We start from the raw sequence: 3,630 nt of genomic DNA on the forward strand, positions 1-3,630 counted from the left end.
TATCCTGACCAGTACTCCGAGCGGCATCTGCGCACACTCCAGCGGCGTCTGAAAATCTGGCGCCGGGATGCGGCATGGGCCATGGTGTTCGGGTCATCGGATCAAGGCTCGGTGCCCGCAGAGCCCTGAGGCTTGCCGGGAGCATGAAGATGAGGCAACGACCATCCGTGTCGGGAGCATTCTTCGGTGAGGCAATACGAAGCGCCACCTGCGCACAACCTATGACATGACGCCCGAGCAGTACCGCGCCAAGTGGAACCTGCCAGCGGATTACCCGATGGTCGCGCCGAACTATGCCAAGGCTCGTTCCGAGCTTGCCAAGACGATGGGGCTTGGTCAGCAGCGCAAGAAGGGCGCAGTTTCGGTGGAAGATGTTGCTAATGATGCTGCTCTAGCCAAGCCGAAGCGGGCTGCCGCCAAGGCGGCTGCGATATCCGAGGAAGTGGCTGCAACGGCTAAGGGTCGCCGCACGAAGAAGGCTGCATAGTTCACCCTCCTTGTATGGAGCGGCCATAGCTGTTCAGGTGCTGACTGCCAAACCCGGTGCGACCAAGCACCGGGTTTTAAATGCTGCTCTCCCTCTACATTGCAATCCATGGGCTGCGTCGGTCATGTCGCTACCGACGCGCAGATAGCTTTAAGACCCTGTTTACCATGATGGCCCATCGTATTGGCTCCGTGACTGGAACCTTGCCATGGATCATGTTGATCAGGCCATTTCCACCCATCTCGACCTGAGCGGCGGCACCAGACGAAGTGCTCTGAAGGCGGCGCTGATTTGCACAGCGCTTGCGGCACTTGCAAGCACTGCCTCTGCCGAGAGTTTGCTTCCGGTGCGAGCAACTAGCCCGATCCAAGTGGTAGGCCCCGCAGGCCCGACGCATGCCTGGATCAGGTTTTGCGAGAGCCACCCCTATGAATGTCGTGTCGATCTCTCGCAGCCTGCGCGGATTTCGCTGAACCCACAGGTGTGGGCTACCCTTACCCAGGTAAATGAGCGCGTAAACTCGACGATCCTGGCCGTCACAGATCAGGATCACTGGGGTGTTCTCGACCGGTGGGACTATCCAGATGATGGACTCGGCGATTGCGAGGACATCCAACTTCTGAAGCGGAAGCTACTGGTCGGGGCGGGGCTGCCTCAACGAGCCATGCGGATGGCAGCCGTTATTGACGAGCGGGGGCAGGGACATGCTGTGCTCATGGTCCTCACTGACCGTGGTGATTTCATTCTCGACAAGCGTAACGCCATCCTGCCCTGGCGGCGAACAGGCTATGCTTTCATCAAACGTGAAGGCACGAACGGCAGGTCATGGGTCGCTCTTGGAGATCAGCCTGCACCATTTTCGACGGCAAACCGTTAGAGGTCGCCGGAATTCATGAAGAACTCTCGGACCACACGCGTGTGCCGTGGAAACGCTGTTTCGGTTGGCTCATGAATGACACGAATTTCTGAGACCTCGGCGTCATGGACGAACGCACCCTGATGTTCGACGGGAGGGCTCTGGCAGAAGAGCAGGTTCTGCCGCCGATCTGGCGTGGTCTCCACCGTCACAACCCGCAATGCTTCAGGAGAGATAATGACGCCGGTTTCCTCCATCATTTCACGCGCGCCAGCCTCTTGCCATGATTGGCCGAGCATCTGGTAGCCGCCGGGGAGCGCGAGCTTGCCGAAACCCTCGCCAGGGAGTGCACGGCGGACCATCAGCAAACCTCCCCGGAGGGGCACCAGTACCACCACGACGGTGGGCGTGTTGTCGTACCGGATCATCTCAATCACTCGCTGCCACCCTGAATGACTATCAGCCTCCGCGTCATCGGCGGGAGGTCCGGTGGAGGGCGGCTGGTTGCCTCAAGGTCCGTGAAACCGGCCTTGCACCAGGGATCGTGCTGGCCTGGAGGTTGCTCCCACGAGACCGAATTGCGTTCGCTTAGCTTCCGTCAATCGAGGGTGGCCAGGGATTTCGGATCAGGCTTGGGATTCGTTCCTCTGAGAAAACCTCAGATAGTGGGTTGTGCGGGAGATCGATGGCTCCAACGGTATCCACCCAATCGAAACGTGGGCGCAGCGAGACATACGACGGAAGGTCTGGAAACGGGACGGGCATCGGGCTTTCAGCGGCGATCTGCTCTTCTGGAGGTGGAGGCAGAGACGGTTCAGCCGGTTTCGGAAGTGGAGGCATCAACGTGGCCACTGGGAAACTCGGCTCGGCGGGATCGGGCGGCGGTGGCATCGTGGCCTCAGGGGGCACCTCTGGCAGGGTCGATGTGGGTGGCTCCCGTGGCGATGATAATTCGATGGCTGGCGGTGCTGAGGGGAAGGTCGGCTCGGCGGGCTCCGGGGGTGGCGGCATCAGGGCTGCGACAGGGAAGTTGGGTTCGGCAGGCTCCGGGGGCGGTGGAAGCGCCACAGCCGCAGGCGGGTCGCGCCAGCTTGGGGGCTCGTTTGGCTGATGGGGTACTTGCGGGAGCGGAGTCTGGAGTTCGCGCGGCGGCTCTGGCTTCACGCTAGGGCTTGGAGTGACCTCATGAGAGCGGATGGCCGAATGCTTTCCGGTAGCCTCTGCAAGCGACTCGGCCTGACGCCTCGCCGCCACAGTATGTGGCCGTGGCTTGGATGCAGCTTTCGGTGAGGTTGGCTGGGGTATAACAGCCGGATGCACCATTCTTTCAGCGCAGGATGCGGTGATCCAACTCAAAGTAAGGGCGGTCAACACCCCAAACTTACGCATGCTTTCGCAACCTTCCCTGTCTCCCTCATCAGGTTAGCGAAGAAAAACGATGCAGAGGAGGTGCCTCGTCAATTCGCGCTCTGAATGAACAGAATTCTTTGAAAGTAGTTGCAGTATTCCGGTCTCATGAATTTGTATTTAATCTTCGTCCCAGAGCCCGTTTTGGAGTATGGGGTGACACACGAATTCAGTCATCTGGCTCGCCGAACCCTGCTTGTACCAGCCTGGATCAGGCTGTCCCCTAACTGATACTCAATCGGCGGGATCAAGCCGCCTCAGCCATCGCACGGCGCATCACCAACGTGGTGTGGGTCTCCCGGACGACCTCAAAGCCATGGCGCTGATAGAACCGAAAAGCTGGATTATTCTTGAGCACGAACAGCGCCATCGACTGTGCCATTCCTTGCTGCTCCTCCAGCAGCAGACGCATGACCTGCGAACCGACACCGCGCCGACGATGCGTGGGAGAGATATACAATTGCTTCAAAAAGAGTTCGTCTCCGGTCGGTCGAAACTCAACCCAGCCAATATCCTCCTCGCCATTGAGCGTGATGATCCTCGTATCGTCTGGACGCCAGAGCCTCGCAAACTGCGCCTCCTGGTCCTGATCAACCCACTCCATCCAGGCAATTGCGAGGGGTTTGATGGCTTTGAGATAAAGTTCGAGCGCGAAAACGTAGTCGTCCGAACAAGCCGGTCGGAGGGTAATCATTGTGTGATCGGTTAAGGAATGCGGAGGTGGTAATTAGAGAGGTAATTACCCACGCCCCTATTTTGACCTGAGGTTCAGGTGGACACGGTCTGAAGAATTGTCTTGAACGCGTTGGTTCCCGGGCCGAGACGCGCCGTGTCGACGACGGTGCGAATGTCTGCTTCGCCTTCGGCCGCCCACATGGCC

General features: G+C 59.2%; 4 protein-coding genes and 1 pseudogene. 3 read left to right on the forward strand and 2 right to left on the reverse strand.

The annotated features are described in order from the left end of the window. Positions 1 to 199: 199 nt before the first annotated feature. Both FS320_RS40070 and FS320_RS40075 read left to right on the forward strand, forming a co-directional pair. Positions 200 to 487: pseudogene (locus FS320_RS40070) on the forward strand (MucR family transcriptional regulator); the annotation flags it as partial. A 208-nt stretch (positions 488 to 695) separates the two neighbouring features. Continuing rightward, complete coding sequence (locus tag FS320_RS40075) at positions 696 to 1,364, forward strand: transglutaminase-like cysteine peptidase (protein WP_152718015.1); 669 nt, start codon at positions 696 to 698, stop codon at positions 1,362 to 1,364. Here FS320_RS40075 and FS320_RS40080 read toward each other — a convergent pair. Then, positions 1,361 to 1,771, reverse strand: a complete 411-nt coding sequence (locus tag FS320_RS40080) for an NUDIX domain-containing protein (protein WP_152718017.1) — start codon at positions 1,769 to 1,771, stop codon at positions 1,361 to 1,363. The genes FS320_RS40075 and FS320_RS40080 overlap by 4 nt on opposite strands. A 416-nt stretch (positions 1,772 to 2,187) precedes the next feature. Here FS320_RS40080 and FS320_RS40085 point away from each other — a divergent pair, with 416 nt between their 5' ends. Then, positions 2,188 to 2,454 carry a hypothetical protein gene (locus tag FS320_RS40085; protein WP_152718019.1) on the forward strand — a complete coding sequence of 89 codons (267 nt, stop codon included), beginning with the start codon at positions 2,188 to 2,190 and terminating at the stop codon, positions 2,452 to 2,454. A gap of 543 nt (positions 2,455 to 2,997) precedes the next feature. Here the strand turns inward: FS320_RS40085 and FS320_RS40090 are convergent. Further along, complete coding sequence (locus FS320_RS40090) at positions 2,998 to 3,444, reverse strand: GNAT family N-acetyltransferase (RefSeq protein ID WP_152718021.1); 447 nt, start codon at positions 3,442 to 3,444, stop codon at positions 2,998 to 3,000. Positions 3,445 to 3,630 lie beyond the last annotated feature (186 nt).

It is taken from the genome of Microvirga tunisiensis, from assembly GCF_009296175.1.
Classification (GTDB): Bacteria; Pseudomonadota; Alphaproteobacteria; order Rhizobiales; family Beijerinckiaceae; genus Microvirga; species Microvirga tunisiensis.

Bases quoted from the DNA above. Each gene is read 5' to 3' on its own strand.
- FS320_RS40080 (WP_152718017.1), bottom strand. From the start codon at position 1,771: ATGATCCGGTACGACAACACGCCCACCGTCGTGGTGGTACTGGTGCCC.
- FS320_RS40090 (WP_152718021.1), bottom strand. From the start codon at position 3,444: ATGATTACCCTCCGACCGGCTTGTTCGGACGACTACGTTTTCGCGCTC.
- FS320_RS40075 (WP_152718015.1), top strand. From the start codon at position 696: ATGGATCATGTTGATCAGGCCATTTCCACCCATCTCGACCTGAGCGGC.